Genomic DNA, 21,177 nt, shown 5'->3' with positions numbered 1-21,177 from the left:
AAACCTCGGCTTGCGATTTGGATCCTGGAGCATCTGACTTCCGGTAATCGGAGCGGAGAACTCACGGGCGATCTTCTCGAAGAATTCCATGGTGGGCGTTCGATTACCTGGTTTTGGCGGCAGACCATCGCTGCGACATCGTTCGGGTTCATGCAGAGCCTGTTTCGCAGGAAAGCGGCTCTCGCCTTTGCAGTTGCGTGGTCGCTTCTATCGCCTGAATGGAATGTACTTTTCGCGCGATTCCACCGGAGCGATTTCGCGAGTCACATCTGGCGGATGCCGTGGCCGTGGTCAACGCTCTGTGATTTCGGCTGGGCGTCCTTTGAAGATCTCCTCTTTGTATGGATTGGAGCGCTTGCCTACATAACACTGTTCGCATTCCTTCGAAATCGTCTCCACTTCTCCGTTCTCACGAGAGGATTCTGTTTGAGCATCGTCGGTTACTGTGCCGCGTCTGCCTGCTGGATCGGTATCGTCACACTGATGCTGCCAATGCCTCCATTCCGAGTAGCTGATTGGCGCACACTCACATGGTGGAGCACGATTGCAAATCTGGGCGTGTTCGGGATTGCACCTTTCATTCCTAATATCCTCGGGATGCTCTGCGCACTCTAGTGGACAGAATCCAGTTCGAGGCAACCGGCCAGGATCGCGCGCTAGCGAGCAGATCACTCAAGGAGAGCGGACGCGATGAGACGCAGAGAACCTCCACCGCTTGCCACATGGATGCTGCGGCATCTGAGCGCTGAGGATCGCGATGAAGCGCTGGATGGCGATCTTCTGGAAGTGTTCCATTTCGGCCGTTCGGACGGGTGGTACTGGCGGCAGGTCATCGTCGCATGTGCTGTTTCGTGGTGCAGCAATCTGTTTGCGCGCAGGGCACCGCTTGCGTTTGCGCTGCTCTGGTCGATCCTGGCGCCGGTCTGGTACGCGATCCTGGAGAGGATCGATACCTCGCAGAACTTCGATCGGGGCGAGCACATCTTCGGTCCGTTCTGGCTGCCTCTGGTTCTGATCATCTGGGTGGTTCTCCATGCTGCATTTCTGTGGGCCGGGCTTCTGGTGTACCGAGTTGCGAACATCGTCTTGAAAAGGCCGATTCACGTAGGCGATATGGCGCGGGCATTCTGGGTTGCGACGCTGATTCTGCCGCCGGTCTACGGGCTCAGCTTCCTGTTTGCGACGCTTTACTGGTATTCGGTCCCGGGCCTCGCCGGAGCAAAGCTTCCGGCGAATGCTTGGGGACTGGTTCTGGATCTCGACATCTTTCCCAACCTGATCCGGGCTCCTTACTTCATTGCGATGGCAGTGGCACTGTGGGGGACGGTGCGTCGTCTTCAGCGCGACGAGAACGCGGCTTTCTCAAGTTCTTTCCCCGCCGCGGAAGGACCGCTTACTGTCGAAGATTCGCAATCGCTTCATCGCTCGCTGACTCTCATGGTCGGCGCGGGGCTGGTGAACTCGATGATTGCGGCGGTGTTTTTTTGCCACCTGCCTGAAACCGATTTTGTTCATCCTGGCTCGCTGTTCGGAATGGCGTTGCGCTTTATTGCGATCTGCACAGGCGGCGGAATCCTTGGATCGTGGCTCTACTGGAAGAGCCCTGTAAGCCCACTGCGCAATGGATCTCCTTTGCCTTTCGGGTTGTTTGCATTCACATGCAGCGCTGGATGGATCTGGATTCCGGCGCTGGTGCTGCTTGCAGAGCAGGTGTCAGCAGCTACGGCTTTCGTCGCCATGGTCGGCGCCTTCGCCCTGACGAGCGCGCTGAAGACAGAATCCTGGTTTGCATTCGAACCTTCTTCTACAGTTGTTCCGCAGTGGAACGGAGATGAGCTTTTTGCAGAGACGCTCTCGCGCTCACCTCAGGAACCTTACGGATATCTGATCGCGCTCTCGCTGTTTGCGGGAGGCGCGGCAGTTTTGAGCCATTCGATGTACACGGCCATGTTGATGCTGGCCACGAGCGGATCAGTCTTCGCGTGGAAGAACACGCTTCCGCGCAACGGGCAGTTTGAGCCAGCGGCCGCGATGAAGCGGAGCATCCGGCGGGTTGCGATCACGATCGTTCCGGCGACGCTCTTGACGGTCTGGGCATTGATTGACGGTATGGCCCATCGCTCAGCCGCGGTGGAGGCGAGTGCTGCTGCACATGCGGATCAGAAGAGCCAGGCGGATTCGAAGACACCGATCGGGGCTGCCGGCGCGGGTGGATACGAGAGCGTCGTGCTGTGGCCATTTCCGCGCAAGAAGGAGATCGTGCCGCCGGTGCTGGCCGATGACTCGTTCTTCAAGCGGGGAGTGCAGCGTCCGCTCGTGATTCGGTTCAATGGTCCGTACTGGGTTTTGCAGCCACCGCTGAGAACGCCGGGGCCTCACGCGCATCGCGCGCAAGGCACGCCGGTCAGCGTTGATCTGCAGTCGAACAATGCCATTGCGCTGGTGATGAATGCGCACCAGAAACTTGCGAAGCCGATTCCTCTAGCGCGATGCCGCGAGATCGACGTGGAGATCGAGAATCGCGACAACAAGGCGGGCATCATTTCGCTGGGACTGTTTCTTGGTGATGAAAGCTCGGGGACGGAGCGCACGTTTTACGTTGGGCAGCAGCCGATCGCGTCGACGGAGCCGGAACACTACTACGTGAAGATGAGTCCGGTGTACGAGACGATTCGGTTTCAGGTGCCGGCGAGCGCATCGCTGCGGCAGTTCGACGAGATGACGCTGATGTTCTTGCCGGACATCGAGCACACGTTTGTAGCGCCGAAGATTGCGATCCGGCAGTTCGAGTTGTTTCCGCGGTGAGGGTTGGGCGCAGGGGCTAAAGCCCAGAGCGTGTCGAGGGGCTTTTCGGCACAACTGAAGTCGTGCCCTGACGCTTCTGGGTTCGGCTCGCTTCTGGTGTCGCGAATGGTTGTTTGCGTGTGAATTATTCTGCGGCATGGGTAAGTCGTGCCCTGACGCTTCTGGGTTCCGTTTGCTTTTGTTCTCGCGAATGATTTCGTCGCCTAGCGCTTCTGGTTCCGCTTGCTTCTAGTGTCAAGAATGCGCTTCGCGGAGCGGCGGGGATGTGTCCGGTTTCGAACACGGGTACCCCCGCCCCCACCCCCTACTGTTTGCGCATAAGTTCCGTAGATTCATAGGGTTGCGGAGCAGGAGCAGCGCTAAGTGTATCTCCCCATTGAACTTATGACTTGGGTGTCTCTTAACAAAGGAGTTAGCTGGAGGCGTGACGACGAGAAGTTCGCGCAGGCGGACGACGAGGCTCCGGCGCAGCGCGGCGCGCGCGGGTGGATTCTTGAGATTTGCAGCATGTCTTGATTATGCAAAATCCGCGGTTAATTGACTGCAAATTGCCGCGAAGATTTTTGAAGCTCACTCGGTACGAAGGATTTCGGTCGGGTTGGTGCTCAGGGCTCGGAGGACGGCCGGGAGCGTGGCGAGGAGCGCGGTGAAGAGGATGGCGCAGGCGGGCAGCGCGATCATCTCGGCATCAGTAGCTTTGACCTGGTAGAAGAGCGAGGCGACGTACCGGGCCGCTCCGAAGCCGAGCGCCATACCCGCACCGGCTCCGAGCCCGATCATCAGGAAGACGTCGAGGGTGACGAGGCGGACGATTCCGACTCGGGGCGAGCCGATGGCCATGCGGATGCCGATCTCGCGGCGGCGCTGCAGGACGGAGTAGTTGACAACGGCGTAGAGGCCGACGCCAGCGAGCAGCAGCGCGACGGCAGCAAAGAAGGCCGCGAGGGTGGCGATGAGGCGTTCGCGGACGGTCTGGTCGCGAACGAGGTCGAGCTGCGTGGCGACGTTGGAGACACGGATGCCGTTGTGCTGGCGGGCGATGACCTGACGGAGCGAGTCGGCAAGGGCGAGAGGGTTGCTGGCTTCGGTGTGAATGACGAAGGTGGAGAAGCCGATGGGCTCGGGCGCGGACTTGTTGTCGGTGACGTTTAGCGGAACGTAGAAAAGGGCGCGGTTGGGTTCGTGGAGGTCGTGATCGGGGATGTCGGGTGTGATGCCGATGATCTTGTTCACAGGCGCGTTGACGCTGCGCTGGAAGGTGCGGCCGATGGGGTCTTGGCCGGGACCGAGGTTGGGGAAGAAGGTCTTGACGAAGGTTTGATTGACGATGGCTTCGCCGGGTGAGGTGTCCTGGGGGCGGAAGTCACGGCCGGCGATGAGGGGGATCTTCATTGTGGAGAGCCAGCCGGGAGAGACGTTGAGGAAGAAGGCGGGCGTGGGGCTTGGCGGGGCGCCGTTGATGGAGACGTCGCTGTTGATCTTGATGCGGCCGAGAATGGGCCAGCCGGAGATGGCTACGGAGTCGACCCCGGGAACTGCGCGGAGGGCCTCGGCGGTCTGGGCCCAGACAATGGGAAGCTGGCCTTTGCCGGCGACGCTTTGAAGGAGAAGCAGGCGGTCGGTGGAGAAGCCGAGCGGACGATTCTGGAGGCGATTGAACGAGGTAACGAAGAGCGAGGAGAGGAAGAGCACGAGAACGCAGAAAGCGACCTGAAGGGCGATGGCTCCGCGCAGGAGACGGCGTGGGGAGTGCGGGTTCTCACCGCCTTTGAGAGCGGCGACGGGGCGGACGCCGGAGGCGCGGAGGGCGGGGAGAAGTCCGAGAACGAGAACGATGAGAACTGTGAGCGCGAGGCCGAAGAGGAGGACGCGGCCGTCTGCGGGGAGGTCGAGACGGGCTGGATTGTCGGGCGGATTGACGAGGCCGAGAACAAAGGGAGCCGACCACGCGGCGAAGGCTGCGCCCAAGGCGGCGGAGAAGAGGGAGAGAAGCGCGCTCTGCACGAGGATGAGCTGGACGAGGCGGCGGCGGCCTGCGCCGATGGAGATACGGAGGGCCATCTCGTGGGCGCGGGCAGCGGCTTGCGCGGTCATCATGTTGGAGACGTTGACGCAGGCGATGAGGAGAACGAGCGCGACCATCAGGCCGAGAGCGGCGAGTAGACGGCGGTACTCCTTCTGGAGGTCGGAGATGCCGGCTCCGCCAGGACTGAGGACGAGGGTCTGGTTGAGATAACGCGCGATGGAGGCCTGGGTCTGGCCGCGATAGCAGGTGGAGCACGCGGCTCCGAAGGCGTGGTTGACGGCGGCGAGATGCTGGCGGAGGGGCTCAAGACCAGCGGAGGTGACGCCGGGCTTGAGCATGACGAAGACGCGGTGCCAGTCGGCACGATCCTCGGTGGCCATGGGATTCATGCTGAGGGGCAGGAAGATGTCGGTGACGGTGCCCTTCTCGGTGCCGGTGAAATTGCGCGGGCCTACGCCGATGATCTGGAATGTCTGGTCTCCAAAGTGGAGCGAGCGTCCGAGGACGTGGGGATCGCGCGCGAAGCGGTGATTCCAGTAGTCCCAGGAGAGGACCGCGTAGGGGTAGAGGCCGAGGGCGCGGTCGTCGGCCGGAGTGAGGAGACGGCCGAGGGAAGGCTCGAGGCCGAAGAGCGGGAACATGTTGCCGGACACGTAGGCGACGTGGGCTTTTTCGATGTCGTCGCCGCTTGCATCGGGACCGGACCAGGTGATGTCGGTGCGGTCGGCGTCGCTGACGGCGATGAGGTCGGCCTGGTCTTTGACGGCATCGCGCATGAGCTTGAAATCGGGGGTGGACCAGTAGCCGTCTTCGATGGGCCGGCCGTAGAGACCGATCATTTTGCGGGAGAGGACGTAGAGGCTGCTGGAGTTGGCGACGGGCAGCGGACGCCAGAGCAGAGCGTCGATGAGGCGGAAGGCGGCGACGCAGGAACCAATGCCGAGGGCGAGAGAGAGGATGGCGGCAGCGGAGGCGACCTTGTTGCGCCAGAGCTGACGCCATCCGAATCTAGTGTCTGCGACGAGCGACTCGAGCCATCCGGCGGCGCGGATGTTGTGGGCTGCTTCGCGAGTGCGGAGGGGCGAACCGAAGGCACGACGGACTTCATGGGGATCGCGGCCGGAGGCAATGGCTTCGTCGATGTGGGACTGGAGCTCTTCGTCGATTTCGCGATTGAGGCGATCGGAGCGGAAGACGTTGAGGACGCGCGAGGTGAGGGACACGCTCAGGCCTCCCGGAGGACGCGGTTGATGGCGAGGCTGACGGACTGCCAGCGGGACTCTTCAGAGCTGAGCTGCTGTTGACCGGCTTCGGTGAGTTCGTAAACGCGGGCGCGGCGGCCAGTTTCTTTTTGACCCACTCTGCGCGAATCCAGCCGGCCTCTTCCATCCGGTAGAGGGCTGGGTAGAGGGAGCCTTCTTCTGCGCGGAGCACTTCGCCGGAGGCGTTGGCGATGGCGGCCATGATGGCATAGCCGTGGAGGCGGGGACGACGGGAGAGGATCTTGAGAACGAGAAGGTCGAGAGAGCCCTGAAGTGCGTCGGTTTTTGCCATACTCAGAAGTCTTTATATAGATATCTAAGTATCGGGTCAATCTGATTTGTGACGAATGGGGCGGCGGGAAAGGCTGGAGAACCGGTCGCGGAGCACTGACGGTTACGGAAGGTCTTATGTTGCTGTTGCATACGAAACCAAGTGCAACTAAGATGCGTCAATTGAACGAAAATGACGCACGCGATTGCACCAGCGCCGCCGCCTGTCGCTCCAGCGCTTCCCCGCCTGAGGCTGGGGAAGATGTGTGTTGCGATTCAGGGGAAGACGCCGGCTGAGCTGATGGATCGGGCAGAGGCAGCCTGGAAGGATTTCAAGTTCCTGGAGCTGCGGCTGGATTCGGTGGCGAAGCCGGCGAATGCCCTGCCCTACGTGAAGCAGTTTCTGGCCGAGCACAAGGACGTGACGGTGATTGCGACCTGCCGGCGCAAGGCTCACGGGGGGATGTTTGACGGGCCGCTGGCGGCGGAGCTGGAGATTTTGACGAAGGCGGCGCAATGCGGCTGCCAGATCGTGGATCTCGAGGTGGAGTCGGCGGAGGAGGCGAAGTCGGGCCAGGTGGCGAAGCTGAGGGCTGCCGGAGCGGCTTTGCTGGTGAGTTTTCATGACTTCACGCGGACGAAGGGTTTGGAGCAGGCTGCGGAGCGCATTGAGGCATTCAAGCCGGATTTCGTGAAAGTGGTGTCGACGGCCAAGAGCCTGGCGGACAATCTAGCGGTGCTGCGGCTGATCGAGGATCGCTCGGTTAGCTCGCATGTGGTCGGCATCGCGATGGGCGAAGAGGGGCTGGTGAGCCGGATACTCGGTCCGCGGGCCGGGGCGGCGTTCACGTTTGCATCGTGGGCAGAGGGTGCGGAGACGGCTCCGGGGCAGGTGACGGCTGAAACGCTCAGGGATCTGTACCGGCTGGAGCATCTGGATCCGGCGACACGGATTTTCGGAGTTGCGGGCAATCCGATAGGCCACTCGCTTTCGCCGCTGCTGCAGAATGCCGCGTTCCGGCGAGAGAATTTGAACGCGATTCTGCTGCCGCTGAAGGCGAAGTCGGTGCAGGATCTGCTGACGCTGGCGGCTGAGCTGCCGCTGGCGGGGTGCGCGGTGACAATGCCGCTGAAGACGGAGGTGTTGCCGCATCTGGCGAACACGGATCCGCTGACGGCAAAGATTGGCGCGTGCAATACGCTGCGGATGGGGGCGGACGGAAAGCTCTACGGGTTCAACACAGATGTGGCTGGAATTGTGCGTCCCCTGGAGCGGAGGCTAAAGCTGAAGGGGGCGCGGGTGGCGGTGCTGGGTGCGGGCGGCGCGGCGCGGGCCGCGGTGTTCGGGCTGGTGGAGCAGGGCGCGGAAGTGCTGGTGGTGAATCGCACGCATGAACATGCGGTGACGCTGGCGCGGCAGGCGAAGGCGAAGTCGCTGAAGCATGAGCTACTGGGGAAGCAGAGATTCGACGTGATGATCAATGCGACCCCGTGCGGGATGGCGGGATTCAAGCAGGCGATGCCGATAGCCGAAAACGAGCTGAACGCAGGGCTCGTGTTCGACATGGTGTACAACCCGCTGGAGACGCCGCTGCTGAAGCTGGCGAAGTCGCGGGGGATTCCGGTGGTGACGGGGCTGGAGATGTTTGTGCAGCAGGGGGCGCGTCAGTTTGAGATCTGGACGGGCAAGCCGGCGCCGGAGTCGGAGATGCTGAAGGTGGTGGAGCACGAGCTGCGCAAGCGGGCGGAGCTGACGCCGAAGGAGCCGGCAGCGTCGAATGGGCGGGGCAAAAAGGCGTAGGGCAAGGCACCTTTCCGATGGTGCGAACCGTCCATAGCTTCAGCAGGGCCCACGGTCGCTTATTTCTCTTCGCGAATAGGTTCAGAGTACCTGATGAGATCTTCCCCTAGGGGCGGAATGCGGGTCCGCCGTTTTCTGGTAATGCTCGCTCTGCTTGCGGTCGCCGTGGCGCTGGGCGGATGCGGGTACTGGATCAATCCACATGCGCAGGCGCCGTCGGGGCCGGGGACACCGAGCCAGAGCGGGAGTGTGACGATTTCGCCCACGTATGTGGCGCTGGCGCCGGGCCAGAAATTTCAATTCACAGCATCGTCGTCGAGCGGCGGGGCCATTGAGTGGCTCGTCAACGCTGCGGCGGGCGGGAAGCGGGAGACGGGCAAAATCGATGGCGCGGGGAACTACGTTGCTCCGTCAGTGGTGGCGCAGGGGACCAATATTTCGGTGACGGCGGCGCTTGCGTCGGATCCGGAGCGGGATTATGCGACGGCTGTGGTGGCGTTGATGCCTGCGGCGCAGGTGTCGTGTCCCGACGTGACGGGCAGCCCGCTGGTGGCGGCCTACTCGATCAAGCTGCCGCTGCCGGGGAAGGTCGCGGTGGAGTTTGGGAAGACGACGGATTACGGGCGGAACACGTGGCAGGTCGCGAGTGGGGCGAACGGCGGGCCGGTGAGGGTGCTGGTAGCGGGCATGATGGCGAAGACGGTGTACCACATGCGCGCGCGGGTTGTGCTGAATAACGGCGCGACGCACACCGATGCCGATCATACGTGCACGACGGGGGCGGCGGGGCCGACAACGGCGGTGAAGGCGACGACCGCGAATGGAGCGACACCGCAACCGGGCATCGAGATGTGGAATACGGCAATTCCGTCGAATGTGCTGCAGGCTTTTGCGACGGATCTGGATGGAAACGTGATCTGGACGTATCAGTACCAGGGGTCGGTTGCGGATTTGATCCAGGGCATCCAGCAGCTGCCTAATGGGGACATGCTGATGCTGATTTCGTATCTGTCATCCATTACGGTGACGAACACTGTGGGGCTGGTGAATGAGATCCGGGAGATCGACCTGGCGGGCAACACGGTGCGAAGTCTCACGATGGATCAGCTGAATCAGAAGCTGGCGGGTTCGAACCTGCGGGATGGTGACGGGAATGTCTACAACTTCAGAGGCTTTCATCACAGCGTGGTGGCACTGCCGAACGGGCACTGGGTGATGTTGACGGACTACCGGAAGAGCTATACGGATCTGCCGGGGTACCCGGGGGTGACGCCGGTATTGGGAGATGCGATTGTCGATGTGGACGAGAGTGGGAATCCCGACTGGGTGTGGAATACGTTCGATCATCTGGACATCCATCGGCACCCGATGAACTTTCCGGACTGGACGCATTCGAACGGACTGCTCTATTCGAGCGATGACCACAACCTGCTTCTGTCGATCCGGCACCAGAACTGGGTGATAAAGATCAATTTTCAGGATGGGCAGGGATCGGGTGCGGTGATGTGGCGGCTGGGAGAGGGTGGCGACTTCAAGCTGTTGGGCGGCGCTGATCCTACGGATTGGTTTTATGCACAGCATGGCTTGAGCTTCTTCTCGCCGCATACGACGGGGGTATACCGGCTGGGGATGATGGATAACGGGAACGACCGGATGTTTCCCGGAAGGCAGGTGAGTTGCAAGCCGCTCGCGCCGACGAGTGCGGACTGCTACTCTACAGTCCCCGTGCTGGAGTTGAATGAGGGGAACATGACGGCGACGCTGGCGAAGCATTACACGCCGCCGCCGAGTTTCTTCACGTTTTTTGGCGGGAATGCGGAGTTGCTTGCAAATGGAGACATTCACACAAATTTCGGGTCGACGGTGAATGGTGGTTTTGCGCAGGAGCTGAATCCGGATGCGACGCAGGTTGTGTGGCAAGGGGCGACGCCGAGCGGGGATCAGTTTCACACGTATCGATGGCCAAGCCTCTATCCCGGGGTGCAATGGTGAATATCGGATGATTATTCACGGATTGAACAGCTGGTTAATGATGCGACGATCCGCTGAAACCGGATTTACATTCAGATGACACGAGGGGGCCGGTTGGAATCTAACAATCTCTTAGGCCCTGAATCCCACACAACGAGGTGCATGTGACCACTGCTTACATCAATCGAATCGCCAGCTCGGTCCCGCCGCATGATGTGCATCGCTCGTTTGTTGCTTTTGCAGAGGGGATGATGCCGGAAGGCACGCAGCGCTCGCTGTTCAAGCGTATGGCGCGGATGTCGGCGATCGAGCATCGGTATTCGTTCTTGCAACCGATTGCGTGCGAGAACGGGCAGTGGAGGGATGCGGAAGACCTGTATGCGACCGGAAATTTTCCGGGGACGGCGCGGCGGATGGAGACGTTTGAGAAGTTCGCGCCGCAGCTGGCCTCGTGCGCGCTGAACAAGCTGGCGCTGTCGAGCGAGGAGCGTCAGGCAGTGACGCACGTGATTGTGACTTCGTGCACGGGACTGTACGCGCCGGGGCTGGACTACGACATTGTGAATCATCTGGGGCTGAATCCTTCGGTCGAGCGCACGATGATCGGGTTCATGGGATGCTATGCGGCGATCAATGCGCTGAAGTCGGCGCATCACATTGTTCGTTCTGAGCCGGAGTCGGTGGTGCTGATCCTGAACCTGGAACTGTGTACGCTGCATCTGCAGGAGACGCAGAATCTGGAGCAGATGCTTTCGTATCTGCTGTTCGCGGATGGGTGCGCTGCGTGCCTGGTGAGCGCGCGGCCAACAGGGCTGGCAATTGACAGCTTTCTCGCGCTGAGGATCCCGGAGACAAGCCACCTGATCACGTGGAAGATTCGCGAGGGCGGGTTCGACATGTTTCTCTCCGGGCAGGTGCCGGCGGAGATTTCGCGGGCGATGAGGGAGATTGGGCCTCACATCACGCGGGGAGAGGATCCTCTCAAATTCGATCTGTGGGCAGTGCATCCGGGTGGCCGGACGGTGCTGGATGCCGTCGAGAAGGGGCTCGCACTTCCGGAGGAGGCGCTGCGGCATTCGCGCGACATCCTGGCGCGATTCGGCAACATGTCGTCGGCGACGGTGATGTTTGTTCTGGAGAATGTGCTGCGGGCAGCGAGCACGGGACAGCGCGGATGCGCAATGTCGTTCGGACCGGGAGTGACGGCGGAGACGATGCTCTTCCATGCCGCCTGAAGCGCCGGACCTGAGCCGCCGCGCGGATCTGGCGGAATTTCCGGAGTTGATGGACGAACCGTGCTCGCGCGAGGAGATGCGTGCGTGCCTCAAGGATCTGGCGCGCGTGAACCGCTGGTTTCTGGCGTACAGGCCGACTCTGAAATGGCTGGACTCGCTGGAGCTGCGAAGTAGCGGGCGGGCAGTTCACATTCTGGATGTGGGATGCGGGTACGGCGACAGCTTGCGGCGGATCGAGCGGTGGGCACAACAGCGCAACCTGGAGGTTGCATTAACGGGATGCGATCTGAATCCGGATACGATTGCGATTGCGAGAGAGGCGAGTCCGGCGCGGAGCAGGATACGGTGGATTGCATCGGACGTGTTTGCGCTGAAGTTCGATCGACCCGTGGACATCATTGTGAGTTCCCTCTTCACGCACCATCTGGAAGAGGACGAGATCGTGCGCTTTCTGGGCTGGATGGAACGGACGGCTCGGACCGGGTGGTTCATCAACGACTTGTCCCGGGCATCGGTTCCCTACGGGCTGTTCAAGGCTTTTGCGAGGGTGGCTCACCTGCATCGGTTTGTTCAGCACGATGGCCCGGTGTCGATTGCGCGGGCCTTTGTTGAGGATGATTGGCGGAGGATGTGCTCGGCGGCGGGGCTTGGTGCGGGTGATGTTCGCATCGAGGGTTTTGTGCCGGCACGGCTCTGCGTAGGGAGAACGAAGCCGGCGGTGAGGCGATGAGCGGTGCAGTGGATCACGTGGTGATTGGCGGCGGGCTGGCGGGCTCGATGGCGGCGCTGAGGCTTGCGGCTGCGGGCCGTGAGGTGCTGCTGCTGGAGAAGCAGCGTGGGCCGCACGACAAGGTTTGCGGGGAGTTTCTCAGCGCGGAGGCGCTTGGATATCTGGAGAGAGCCGGCGTGGATGCGCGGGCACTGGGCGCGCATGCGATCGAGAGGGTGCGTGTTCACAGCGGATCGGGGTCAGTGCAGGTGAAGCTGCCGTTTGCGGCGATGTCGTTGTCGCGTCGGGTTCTCGACGAGGCTCTGCTGGCGAAGGCTGCTGCTGCCGGATGCGAGGTGCGCCGCGGAGCGTTTGTGGAGAGAGTGGCTGCGCGTCACGATGGGTTCTCGGTACGCGTACTCTATGGAGAGGCGATGGACGCTCGCCACGTGTTTCTCGCGACGGGAAAGCACGACGTGGCTGAACATGCGCGGGGCGCGGGGACCCATCGAGATCTCGTCGGGTTCAAGATGCATTGGCGACTTACGCAGCGGTCGACGGATGCGATCCGGCGAGCGATGGAACTTTTCCTTTTTCGTGACGGCTATGGCGGAATCGCGCTGGTTGAGGACGACAGGGCGAACTTGTGTTTTGTGGTGCGGCGGCGGCGGGTGGCGGAGCTGGGCGGCTGGGCGGAGATGGTGCGGGCGATTTGCGAGGAGTGTCCTGGGGTAGCGGAGACTCTGCGCGAAGGCGCGCAATGCTGGCCGAAGCCGCTGGCGATCTCGCCGATCCCTTATGGCTATATCGCGAAACAGGCTGACGGGATCTGGAGGATTGGAGATCAGGCTGCGGTGATTCCGTCGTTCACCGGAGATGGGATGTCGATCGCGCTGCATAGCGGGGAACTTGCGGCGGAGATGTTCCTGAGGGGGAGAGCACCGGAGGAGTACCTTGCGCGACTGCGGAATGATCTGCAGCGGGGGATGCGATTGGCGACGCTGTTGTCGCGCGCGATGGTGACGCGGAGCGGACGCGCGCATGCGCCGGCGGTGTTGACGAGGGCGCCAGGGATGATCGGATGGATCGCGGAACGGACGCGCATTCCGAAGAGCGCTTTGCCGAAGATGGAAGCGGGGATCGAGAGATCCGTCTCGATGGCGTGAGTCGCGCGGCTACCTGCGCTTCTTTTTGGCGGCTTTGGCTTTTGCCTTTTCGCCCGGAGTACGCGTGGTTGGTATGGGAGCCATGTCGGGGCCGACGCGGCGGACCATGTTGTCGCGCATGGCGTAGGTGATGGTGCGGAGGCTGGCGGGTTTGGCGATGCCGGTATTGGGGTCGATGGAGATGTCGGGCGTACCGGCGATCTGGAAGCTGAAGACCGGTTCGGTCCCGGCGGCTGTGGGTTGCGACGAGACCTTCACCGGCAGGAAGCCCTGAATGGGGCGGATGCGAAATGCGGTTTCGTAGCGGTGGCGCTTGACGCTCCAGGTGAAGACGCGAATCTGATCGAAGTCGAAGGGCAAGCCGGAGCGTGGCGGGCTCATCGCGGTGACGTATTCGGGAACCTGATGATTGGGAACGTCGGCCTCGGGGTCCGTGACTTTCATCAGTATGTAAGCGCCGACGATGCGCTGGCCTTCTGCGTACTGGCCCACTTCGTCGGGCACGTCAACGTCGATGCGGCCGGAGGTCAGCCAGCCGACGCGGCCTTGGGCATCGCGGATGAGCCACCAGTCTTCCATGGGAATTTCGGGCTGAGGCTCCGCGGGCCTGGTCTCGTCTTCGTCCTTTATAGGCTTTTCAGGGGGCGCCTCTGCGGAGGGTGACGCCGGGCTTTTTGTGGACGCGGGGGCGGGCGGAGGAGTTTTCTTCGCCGGCGGGGGGGTGCCCGGTGCGACCTTCGGAACCGAGGCTCGGACGAGGAGTTGCAGCTTGTCGCTCTCGGGGAGCAGGTAGAAGCGGTCGGTGTTTCGGCCGGGACTGACGTGCAGGTAGGCATCGTCGCGCAGGGTGCCGGTGGCTACGACGAAGTCTTTCTTGTGCTGATCGGCGAGATCCTGAAAGGCCTTGTACTCGCCGGCATCGATGACTGCGCGCTCTTCGATCCAGCCGATTTCATTCTTATCGGTTTTGACGCGGAGGAAGCGGCGTCCGTGTTCGAGAACTTCGAGTGGCTGACCGTTGGAGACTTCGCCGACGCGATTGGAGACGGCTGCGACGCGATCGTGCAAATACATCTGGCGCGCCGCGACGTAGACCATTTCACGATTATTTTTGCGGAGATGCTTGCAGCCGGATGCGAAGAGGAGGGAGGACACAAGGAGCAGGACTGGAAGTCTGGCATCGATGCGCCGAAAAAGCGGGACGGGCCAATTTTGAGATCGCGTCAACACAGCAAAGGGGGATCTCTCTGAGGATAGCAGCAAGGCTGGCTTCTCCCCAGAAGGCGGGGTTATCTAATGCGCTACATCAATGCGCGGCCGCGATGGAGTTGGCCTGTACCGGATCGGTTCCGGTCTGGCTGGAGATCGACTGAACGAGATAGCCAGCGTTCTTGGTGTCGATGGTGTAGCCGAGGAGATCGGGATTGCCTCCGAAGTTGACGGCGAAGACGAATTGCTTAGTGTTGTCTTCGACGAGCATCTGCGGGTTTGTGCCTGCTTTGAAGGTGCTGCCGAGAGCGGTGAGGCCGAGCACGTTGTTCGTGGTGGCGATGGAGAAGCCGGCGATGACTCCGGTGCTGTTGCTTGCCGTCTGGCGGTTGAGGACGTAAACGTAGCTGCCGCCTGAGAAGGGCAGGATGGCGTAGGGAGCGAGGCCGCTGATGCGGAAGGGGGAGCCGGTGATCTCCTGCTTGTTGCTGTAGGTGAAGGCGCGCAGACCACCGGTGTTGGCGTCGGTGCTGGTCGCCCCGACGGCGACGGTTTCGCCGATGTAGAAGAGGCGCGGCGCATTGGCGCCGGTTGGAATGGGGTCAAACGCCACGGAGAGGGCTGCACCGCCTGTGTTTTTGACGCCGAGGATGCCAACGGCGCCAAACGGATTTGCGCCGGCGGCGTTGAACGGGATGGTTGCTGTGCCGCCTGAACCGAGCGCAGCAAGCACGGTGGTGTTGTCGGGCGAGATGGCGACCTGGGTGATTGCGGAACTGGGAAGGGCTACGGGCTGCTCCTGATTCGACTGGAGCACTCCCGTGCTGGGGTTCACGTGGATGGCAAAGAGATTTGAGGTTCCGGAGAAGCCCTCGACCAGCCAGGAGTTTGTGGAGTCGACCTGCATGGTGGTTGCGGGGTCGGAGGAGATAGGCTGACCGGAGTTTCCGACGGTGAGCTGGCCGGAGGTTGCGTCGATGGTGTAGACGAAGATGCCGCCGAGCGTGCTGACGTAGAGGAATGCGTTGTTGGGCGCTACGGTGACGGCGATGGGGGATGCGGCGAGTTTGCTGGAGCTGCCGAGCGCGGTGACGGTGCCGGCTTTGACGTAGAGCCCGGCGATCTCATTGGTGGCTGAATTGATGACGTAGAAGTTGCCGCTGCTGAGGGTAGTGCCTCCGCCTCCGCCACTGCCGCCGCCATTTGACGATGCTTTCCAGAACCCGCTGCAGCCGGTGAGGCACAGCGCCGCCAATGCCAGGCACACCCAGTTTCGCGTCCTCATGGCCGCTCCTTTTTACGCCGGTGTTGCTTGTCTGTACTAAGCGTAACGCCTGCCGGCATTCCTGTCCCGATGGAGTTTCGAACGGGGATTTCCCTATTTTTACATCTGCAGCATGGACGCTTGGAGAGGAGAAAGCGCTCAGGTTCAAGCGTTGTCAGGAGAGATGCTTTGACGCGCCTGCCAGACGAGACGAGCTGCAGTGAGGTCCTCGACAGCCATGCCGACGGACTTGGAGATGACTCGCCGGTCGCGAGGGATGTTGGCGGCGGCGGGGTTGGCGAGGATTTCGCCGAGGTCGGCATGGACCTTCGCGCCGGAGAGCAGGAGGTCGCCGGATTCGCGTTCTACGCAGGATCGGGATTCAGCAACGATGAAGCTGGAGAGCATGGCGGCGTCGTCGAGTTCGCGGATGGTTGCGCCCGTGGCTCCGACGGCTAGGATGAGTGCGTTGGGCCGGAGCAACTCGCCGCGGAGGACGGGGGTTTGCGCGGAGGTGACGGTGAGAACCACTTCGGCTGAGGAGGCCTGTTCGATTGTGGCGGCGGTAGCGCCTACTTCGCCTGCGAGTTTCTTTGCGTTGGCGGGGTTGCGGCTCCAGATGCGGATGTCGTTTAGTTCCGGCCAGACTTGTCTTAGAGCAGTGATGTGCGCGCGAGCCTGGACGCCGGAGCCGAGGATGCCGAGGGTGCGCGGGGCTGTTTCGAAGTGGGCCGGTGCGAGGGCGGAGAATGCGACGGCGGAGACGGCGGCGGTTCGCATTTCTGTGATCAGGCGGCCGTCCATGAGGGCGAGCGGCTCTCCGGTGGCGCGGTTCAGGAGCTCAACGACGGCCATGTGAGTGTGGAGGCCGAGTTCGTCGTTGGCTGGATACCAGGTAACGGTCTTGACGGCCATGAAATCGCCGGCGACGACGGGCATGATGGCGAACCATCCGTTGCGATGACCTTCTGCGTTGCCAGCGCGCAGGATCATGCGCGGAGGTTGATTGACGCGTCCGGCAGAGAAGTCAATGAGCGCCTGGCGGATTGCCGGAATCAGTGTGTCGTAGGTAAGGACGGCACGGACTTCCTGCTCGGAGATGTACATGGAGGGTGCCAGTGTATATCGGCGGCGACGGAGATCGGCGGATCAGTTGGGGCGATTGCTGGAATTGGAGCGGCGGCGAAAGCGCTCGTCGAGGGGCTTGCGGCCTTTAAATCCATCTTCGAGCGTGTGCCATTGTTCGATGGCTGTCTCGCCCATGCGCCAGCAGAGCAGGACGACCTGGTCGTCGACTTTGCAGGGAAAGTCGAGAAGGCCGGTGTCGAGATCCTTGACCTGCACGCCGATGGAGTCGATCTCCGCGACAGTCTCGCGCACTTGCTGCGAGTGAGCTTCCACTTCGGCGCGCTGTTTGGCGACGGCCGAAACATCGACGCGCATGCCTCCGCTGAGGTAGATGCGGCGGCTGAGTTCTGCGATGCGCTCCTCGACGGCCTGCGCGGCGCGCTTGCCCTCGATGGCTCGCTTGAGCAGCGACTCAAGAACCGGAAGCAGGGATTGTGCCTCTTCGAGGGTGAATGTCTTCATCTGGAATCTCTGGGATTAGGATACGACGAATGCGCTGCGCACAGGAGGCACTTCGGTACCTGGTTTTCATCCGGTTTACGGCTCGTTTGGGATTTTAAGTATCCCACCCTAAACCGCAACAGCAGCGGTTTAGGATGGGGCACCCAAAGTGTTGTCGAAAACCCCTTACTTGATTTCGAGCATGCGGTCGAGGGCTACGCGGGCCCAGTGCTTGACGCTGTCGCGGACCTTGATGCGATTGACGACGCGCCCCTCGACCAGGTTCTCGAGCGCCCAGGCGAGGTGCTGGGGGCTGATGCGGTACATGGTGGTGCAGAGACAGCCGTTGCTTTCGAGACTGATGATCTTCTTGCCTTGCGGCGCGAATTGCTTCGCGAGCCGGTTGACGAGGTGGATCTCGGTGCCGATGGCGAAGGTGGATCCGGAGGGCGCGTCTTCGACTACCTTGATGATGCGCTCGGTGGAGCCGAGGGCGTCGGCCTTCTGGCAGACCTCCCAGCGGCATTCGGGATGAACGATGACCTGGATGCCGGGATATTTGGCGCGGACTTCATCCACGTGGCTGGGAAGGAAGCGCTGGTGAACGGAGCAGTGCCCCTTCCAGAGGAGAATGCGGCTCGCGTTGAGAGCAGGAGCGGTCTGGCCGCCCTGAAGGCCCCAGGGATCCCATATGGGCATCTGCTCCATCGGAATGCCCATGGCAAAACCGGTGTTGCGTCCGAGGTGCTGATCGGGAAGGAAGAGGATGCGCTTGCCGCGCGCGAAAGCCCACTCGAATGCCGCGCGAGCGTTCGATGAGGTGCAGACCAGACCGCCGCGCTCCCCGCAGAACGCCTTGATGGCGGCGGTTGAGTTCATGTAGGTGAGCGGGATGGTGTCGGAGGCGAGACCGAGGCGCTCGAGAGTTTCCCAGCAGGCTTCGACTTGGGAGATTTCGGCCATATCGGCCATGGAGCAGCCGGCATTGAGATCGGGAAGGATGACCTGCTGATCGTGGCGTCCGAGCACGTCGGCGCTTTCGGCCATGAAGTGCACGCCGCAGAAGACGATGTACTTCGCGTCGGTTTCGGCGGCGACTTTGGAAAGCTTGTAGCTGTCGCCGGTGAAGTCGGCGAAGCGGATGACTTCGTCGCGCTGATAGTGGTGTCCGAGGAGGACGGTGGTGGAGCCGAGCCGCTGGCGGGCTGCCGCGATGCGGTCGTCCATGCTGTTGTCGGGAAGAGCCAGGTAGTTTTCCAGGCTGCAGGAAACGCCATTTTCCGGCGAGATCGCCGTGACTTCGTCAAGAACCAGATTCACCTTTTGCCGCCTTCAGTCCGCCCAGCTCTTGTGGAAGCTGGCGAACGGGGATGTTGAAAGCACTCAGCGGCTGCAGAGGATGCGCTGTCGTTTCCGACCCCACCCTCGGGGATGTTGCAGCCCCATTCAGTGGATGCGTCCTGATCGCGGGGGACTCAAGATTCCTGACCCGGTCTGGACGTTTCCGTTAACCCAATTTTAGCAAAGGCTTCCCATGGGGCTCACCTGAAGGCCGGTGAGGTTAAACCGAAGTGACCCGTGCGTTTGTGAGCGAAGCGCGCCGACAGTTATGATTAGCCTTCATGAGCCCGCATCCGCCCATTCTGCTGGGAACGATCTCGATGGTGGATTCCGTCATTCTGATGGTGATGGCGCTGGTGGTGTTCGGACCGCGCCGTCTGCCGCAGATTGGCAGGCAGATCGGCAAGCTTATGTACGAATTCCGCAAGGCCTCAAACGACTTCAAGTTCCAGATGGAAGAGGAGTTGCGGCAGTCGGAAGAGGCGGAGCGGCGGAAGAAGGAAGAGGAGCGGCAGCGCGTGCTGGCGGCGCAGGCTGCGTCGGAGCAGGCCTCGGTGTCCGCCGACCCGGTGCCGGTGGCGAAGCCGGCCGAGTCGCCTTATGCGGGTGAGACGACATATCCCGAGCAGTACCCGCCGGAGACGCCCGCCGAAGAGGCGAAGCCGAGTGAAACTGAGCCGCGGATCATGCCTCCCTCGGTTGGGGAGACTGTTGCGGCGGCGAGGCCAAACCGTGCGTATGGGTCGCCTGAGGACGTGCCGCAGATCGAGGAGCCAGGCTCTTCGCAGCAGCAGACGACCGGGATCGCAGAAACGGAATCGAATGCCAACTCTTCGGAGGCCGCGGAGGCACTGAACCCGCATGGTTGACGCGGCGGACGCAATCGACAAAGCACGCGCAGCGGTTTCAGAACGCGCGGAACTTCCAGGCATGAGCCTGATGGAGCACCTGGATGAGTTGCGCCGGCGGATTGTTCATTCGGCTGCTTACCTAATCGCGGGATTCGCCTTTGCCTGGATCTTCCGGATTCGTCTGCTTCACTTTCTGCAGGCACCGCTGCTCAAGGTAGGCAAGAGCCTGGTCTTCACGCATCCGATGGATGCGCTGAACTTGTATCTCTATGTCGCGCTGCTGGCCGGGGCCATTGTCGCGAGCCCGTTCATTCTTTTTCAAGTTTGGCTTTTCATTGCGCCCGGCCTCTATCAGAAAGAGAAACGGTTTGTGTGGCCCTTTATGGGGGCGACCGTGACGCTCTTCCTGCTCGGAGCAGCCTTCGGCTACTACTATGTTCTGCCGGGGGCAATCAAGATTCTGGTCATCGATTTCGGGCACGACTTCACGCCGATGATCACGATCGAGGACTACTCGAGCTTCTTTCTCTCGATCATTCTCGGTTTGGGGATCAGCTTTGAACTGCCAATCCTGATCTTCTTTCTTGCACTGTTTGGGATTGTGAGCCCGCGGTTTCTTTGGAAAAACATTCGGTACGCCATTCTGGCGGTGTTTATTGTGGCGGCGGTGATCTGCCCAAGCCCCGATCCGTGGACGATGTGCATCTATGCCATTCCGATGCTGGCGCTGTATGTCGTTGGGATTCTGGTCGCGTGGTGGGTCCACCCGGATCGCAAGCGCTCGAAAGAGGCGGCGGCTTCATGAGGAGTCGCTTCGCAGTTTTGTTTTGTCTTGCCGTGCTTTGCGTTGCGGGATACCCAGCCGGCGCTCAGGGACGCTTCAATGGCGAGAAGGCGTATGAGTACGCGAAAACATTTGCGGCGATCGGGCCGCGGTGGCCGACCGGGCCGGGGCATGTGAAGGCGGAAGCTTTCCTTCGGAATCACTTCAAGCAGGACAAGGTCGAAGAAGACACCTTCACCGCCAACACGCCGATCGGTCCGGTGATGCTGCACAACTTCGTCGTGCGGTTCCCGGGAAAGAAGGACGGCATCATCGTTCTTGGGACTCACTACGAGACGAACTATCCCCTGCGCAACATCAACTTTGTGGGGGCGAACGACGGCGCTGCGACCACGGGGTTGCTGATGGCGATTGCCGATCAGCTGCGCGGAAAGAAGCTCGACGGCTACTCTGTGTGGCTGGTCTTCTTCGATGGAGAAGAGGCGATCGAGCATTGGTCAGGATCGGACTCGACCTATGGGAGCCGGCATCTCGCGGCGAAGTGGGGTGGGGACGGCACGCTGGGGAAGATCAAAGCTTTCATGCTGGCGGACATGATAGGGGACAAGGACCTCGACATTCAGCGCGAGAGTAACTCGACTGGATGGCTTGTGGATCTTGTGCGGCAGGCAGCGAAGAAGTTCGGCGATGAGAAGTATTTTTTCAAGTCGGACGAGCCTGTGGAGGACGACCATCTTCCGTTTGTGAAGCGGGGCGTTCCGTCGATTGACGTGATCGACCTGGACTACGGTCCGAATAACAGCTATCACCATACGGCGCAGGACACGATGGACAAGGTGAGCGCGCGAAGCCTGGGGATTGACGGCGACGTGTTGATGGAAACGATCCGCCTGATCGATCAGCGATAGCTTCCT

At 61.5% G+C, this 21,177-nt stretch carries 16 protein-coding genes and 1 pseudogene; 9 read left to right on the top strand and 8 right to left on the bottom strand.

The window, feature by feature from the left end; all coding sequences use genetic code 11:
• The first annotated feature begins 690 nt into the window (after positions 1 to 690).
• Positions 691 to 2,805: a hypothetical protein gene (locus DHV10_RS17810; protein WP_162601637.1), complete on the top strand. Its 2,115-nt coding sequence runs from the start codon at positions 691 to 693 to the stop codon at positions 2,803 to 2,805.
• 570 nt (positions 2,806 to 3,375) lie between these two features.
• Here the strand turns inward: DHV10_RS17810 and DHV10_RS17805 are convergent.
• The 3 genes and pseudogenes from DHV10_RS17805 to DHV10_RS28120 all read right to left on the bottom strand — a co-directional run.
• Positions 3,376 to 6,054 (bottom strand): ADOP family duplicated permease, encoded by a 2,679-nt coding sequence (locus tag DHV10_RS17805; RefSeq protein WP_109487707.1) that lies wholly within the window; start codon positions 6,052 to 6,054, stop codon positions 3,376 to 3,378.
• Positions 6,055 to 6,056: 2 nt separating this feature from the next.
• Positions 6,057 to 6,191 (bottom strand): hypothetical protein, encoded by a 135-nt coding sequence (locus DHV10_RS28125; RefSeq protein ID WP_338042626.1) that lies wholly within the window; start codon positions 6,189 to 6,191, stop codon positions 6,057 to 6,059.
• Between the two features lie 47 nt (positions 6,192 to 6,238).
• Positions 6,239 to 6,295 (bottom strand): annotated as a pseudogene (locus DHV10_RS28120) (PadR family transcriptional regulator); the annotation flags it as partial.
• Between the two features lie 261 nt (positions 6,296 to 6,556).
• On the opposite strand from DHV10_RS28120, the gene aroE reads away from it, so the two are divergent.
• The 5 genes from aroE to DHV10_RS17775 all read left to right on the top strand — a co-directional run bounded on the left by aroE (position 6,557) and on the right by DHV10_RS17775 (position 13,245).
• The gene (gene aroE / locus DHV10_RS17795; protein WP_109487706.1) at positions 6,557 to 8,164 is read left to right on the top strand and encodes a shikimate dehydrogenase; all 1,608 of its coding nucleotides are present in this window, start codon (positions 6,557 to 6,559) and stop codon (positions 8,162 to 8,164) included.
• Between the two features lie 93 nt (positions 8,165 to 8,257).
• Positions 8,258 to 10,156, top strand: a complete 1,899-nt coding sequence (locus tag DHV10_RS17790) for an aryl-sulfate sulfotransferase (protein ID WP_162601636.1) — start codon at positions 8,258 to 8,260, stop codon at positions 10,154 to 10,156.
• Between the two features lie 143 nt (positions 10,157 to 10,299).
• Positions 10,300 to 11,370 carry a type III polyketide synthase gene (locus tag DHV10_RS17785; protein ID WP_109487704.1) on the top strand — a complete coding sequence of 357 codons (1,071 nt, stop codon included), beginning with the start codon at positions 10,300 to 10,302 and terminating at the stop codon, positions 11,368 to 11,370.
• Complete coding sequence (locus DHV10_RS17780; protein ID WP_109487703.1) at positions 11,360 to 12,100, top strand: methyltransferase domain-containing protein; 741 nt, start codon at positions 11,360 to 11,362, stop codon at positions 12,098 to 12,100. Before DHV10_RS17785 ends, DHV10_RS17780 begins: the two co-directional genes overlap by 11 nt.
• Positions 12,097 to 13,245 (top strand): NAD(P)/FAD-dependent oxidoreductase, encoded by a 1,149-nt coding sequence (locus DHV10_RS17775; RefSeq protein ID WP_109487702.1) that lies wholly within the window; start codon positions 12,097 to 12,099, stop codon positions 13,243 to 13,245. The genes DHV10_RS17780 and DHV10_RS17775 overlap by 4 nt, the downstream gene beginning before the upstream one ends.
• Positions 13,246 to 13,254: 9 nt before the next feature.
• On the opposite strand, the gene DHV10_RS17770 is transcribed toward DHV10_RS17775, so the two are convergent.
• The 5 genes from DHV10_RS17770 to nadA form a co-directional block, all read right to left on the bottom strand.
• Positions 13,255 to 14,343 carry an SH3 domain-containing protein gene (locus tag DHV10_RS17770; RefSeq protein ID WP_109487701.1) on the bottom strand — a complete coding sequence of 363 codons (1,089 nt, stop codon included), beginning with the start codon at positions 14,341 to 14,343 and terminating at the stop codon, positions 13,255 to 13,257.
• Between the two features lie 208 nt (positions 14,344 to 14,551).
• On the bottom strand, positions 14,552 to 15,739 hold the full coding sequence (locus tag DHV10_RS17765; protein ID WP_109487700.1) for a beta-propeller fold lactonase family protein: 1,188 nt from the start codon (positions 15,737 to 15,739) through the stop codon (positions 14,552 to 14,554).
• Positions 15,740 to 15,883: 144 nt separating this feature from the next.
• Positions 15,884 to 16,825 (bottom strand): ornithine cyclodeaminase family protein, encoded by a 942-nt coding sequence (locus DHV10_RS17760; RefSeq protein ID WP_109487699.1) that lies wholly within the window; start codon positions 16,823 to 16,825, stop codon positions 15,884 to 15,886.
• 42 nt (positions 16,826 to 16,867) lie between these two features.
• A complete protein-coding gene (locus DHV10_RS17755) occupies positions 16,868 to 17,308 on the bottom strand; it encodes a DUF2203 domain-containing protein (RefSeq protein WP_109487698.1) in 441 nt (146 codons plus the stop codon).
• 165 nt (positions 17,309 to 17,473) lie between these two features.
• Positions 17,474 to 18,607: a quinolinate synthase NadA gene (gene nadA / locus DHV10_RS17750; RefSeq protein WP_239461854.1), complete on the bottom strand. Its 1,134-nt coding sequence runs from the start codon at positions 18,605 to 18,607 to the stop codon at positions 17,474 to 17,476.
• 302 nt (positions 18,608 to 18,909) lie between these two features.
• On the opposite strand from nadA, the gene DHV10_RS17745 reads away from it, so the two are divergent.
• Genes DHV10_RS17745 through DHV10_RS17735 form a run of 3 tightly spaced genes read left to right on the top strand, consistent with a single transcriptional unit; the run spans position 18,910 to position 21,171 of the window.
• Entirely contained in the window at positions 18,910 to 19,497 is a 588-nt protein-coding gene (locus DHV10_RS17745) for a Sec-independent protein translocase subunit TatA/TatB (protein ID WP_109487697.1), read from the top strand.
• Positions 19,490 to 20,284, top strand: coding sequence for a twin-arginine translocase subunit TatC (tatC, locus tag DHV10_RS17740; protein WP_109487696.1), 795 nt, complete (start codon positions 19,490 to 19,492; stop codon positions 20,282 to 20,284). Before DHV10_RS17745 ends, tatC begins: the two co-directional genes overlap by 8 nt.
• Positions 20,281 to 21,171 carry a M28 family peptidase gene (locus DHV10_RS17735; RefSeq protein ID WP_109487695.1) on the top strand — a complete coding sequence of 297 codons (891 nt, stop codon included), beginning with the start codon at positions 20,281 to 20,283 and terminating at the stop codon, positions 21,169 to 21,171. Before tatC ends, DHV10_RS17735 begins: the two co-directional genes overlap by 4 nt.
• Positions 21,172 to 21,177: the final 6 nt, after the last annotated feature.

This window comes from Occallatibacter savannae, from assembly GCF_003131205.1.
Taxonomy (GTDB): Bacteria; Acidobacteriota; Terriglobia; order Terriglobales; family Acidobacteriaceae; genus Telmatobacter; species Telmatobacter savannae.
Note: the sequence above shows the minus strand (reverse complement) of the source record. Positions and strands in the feature narration are given on the sequence as shown.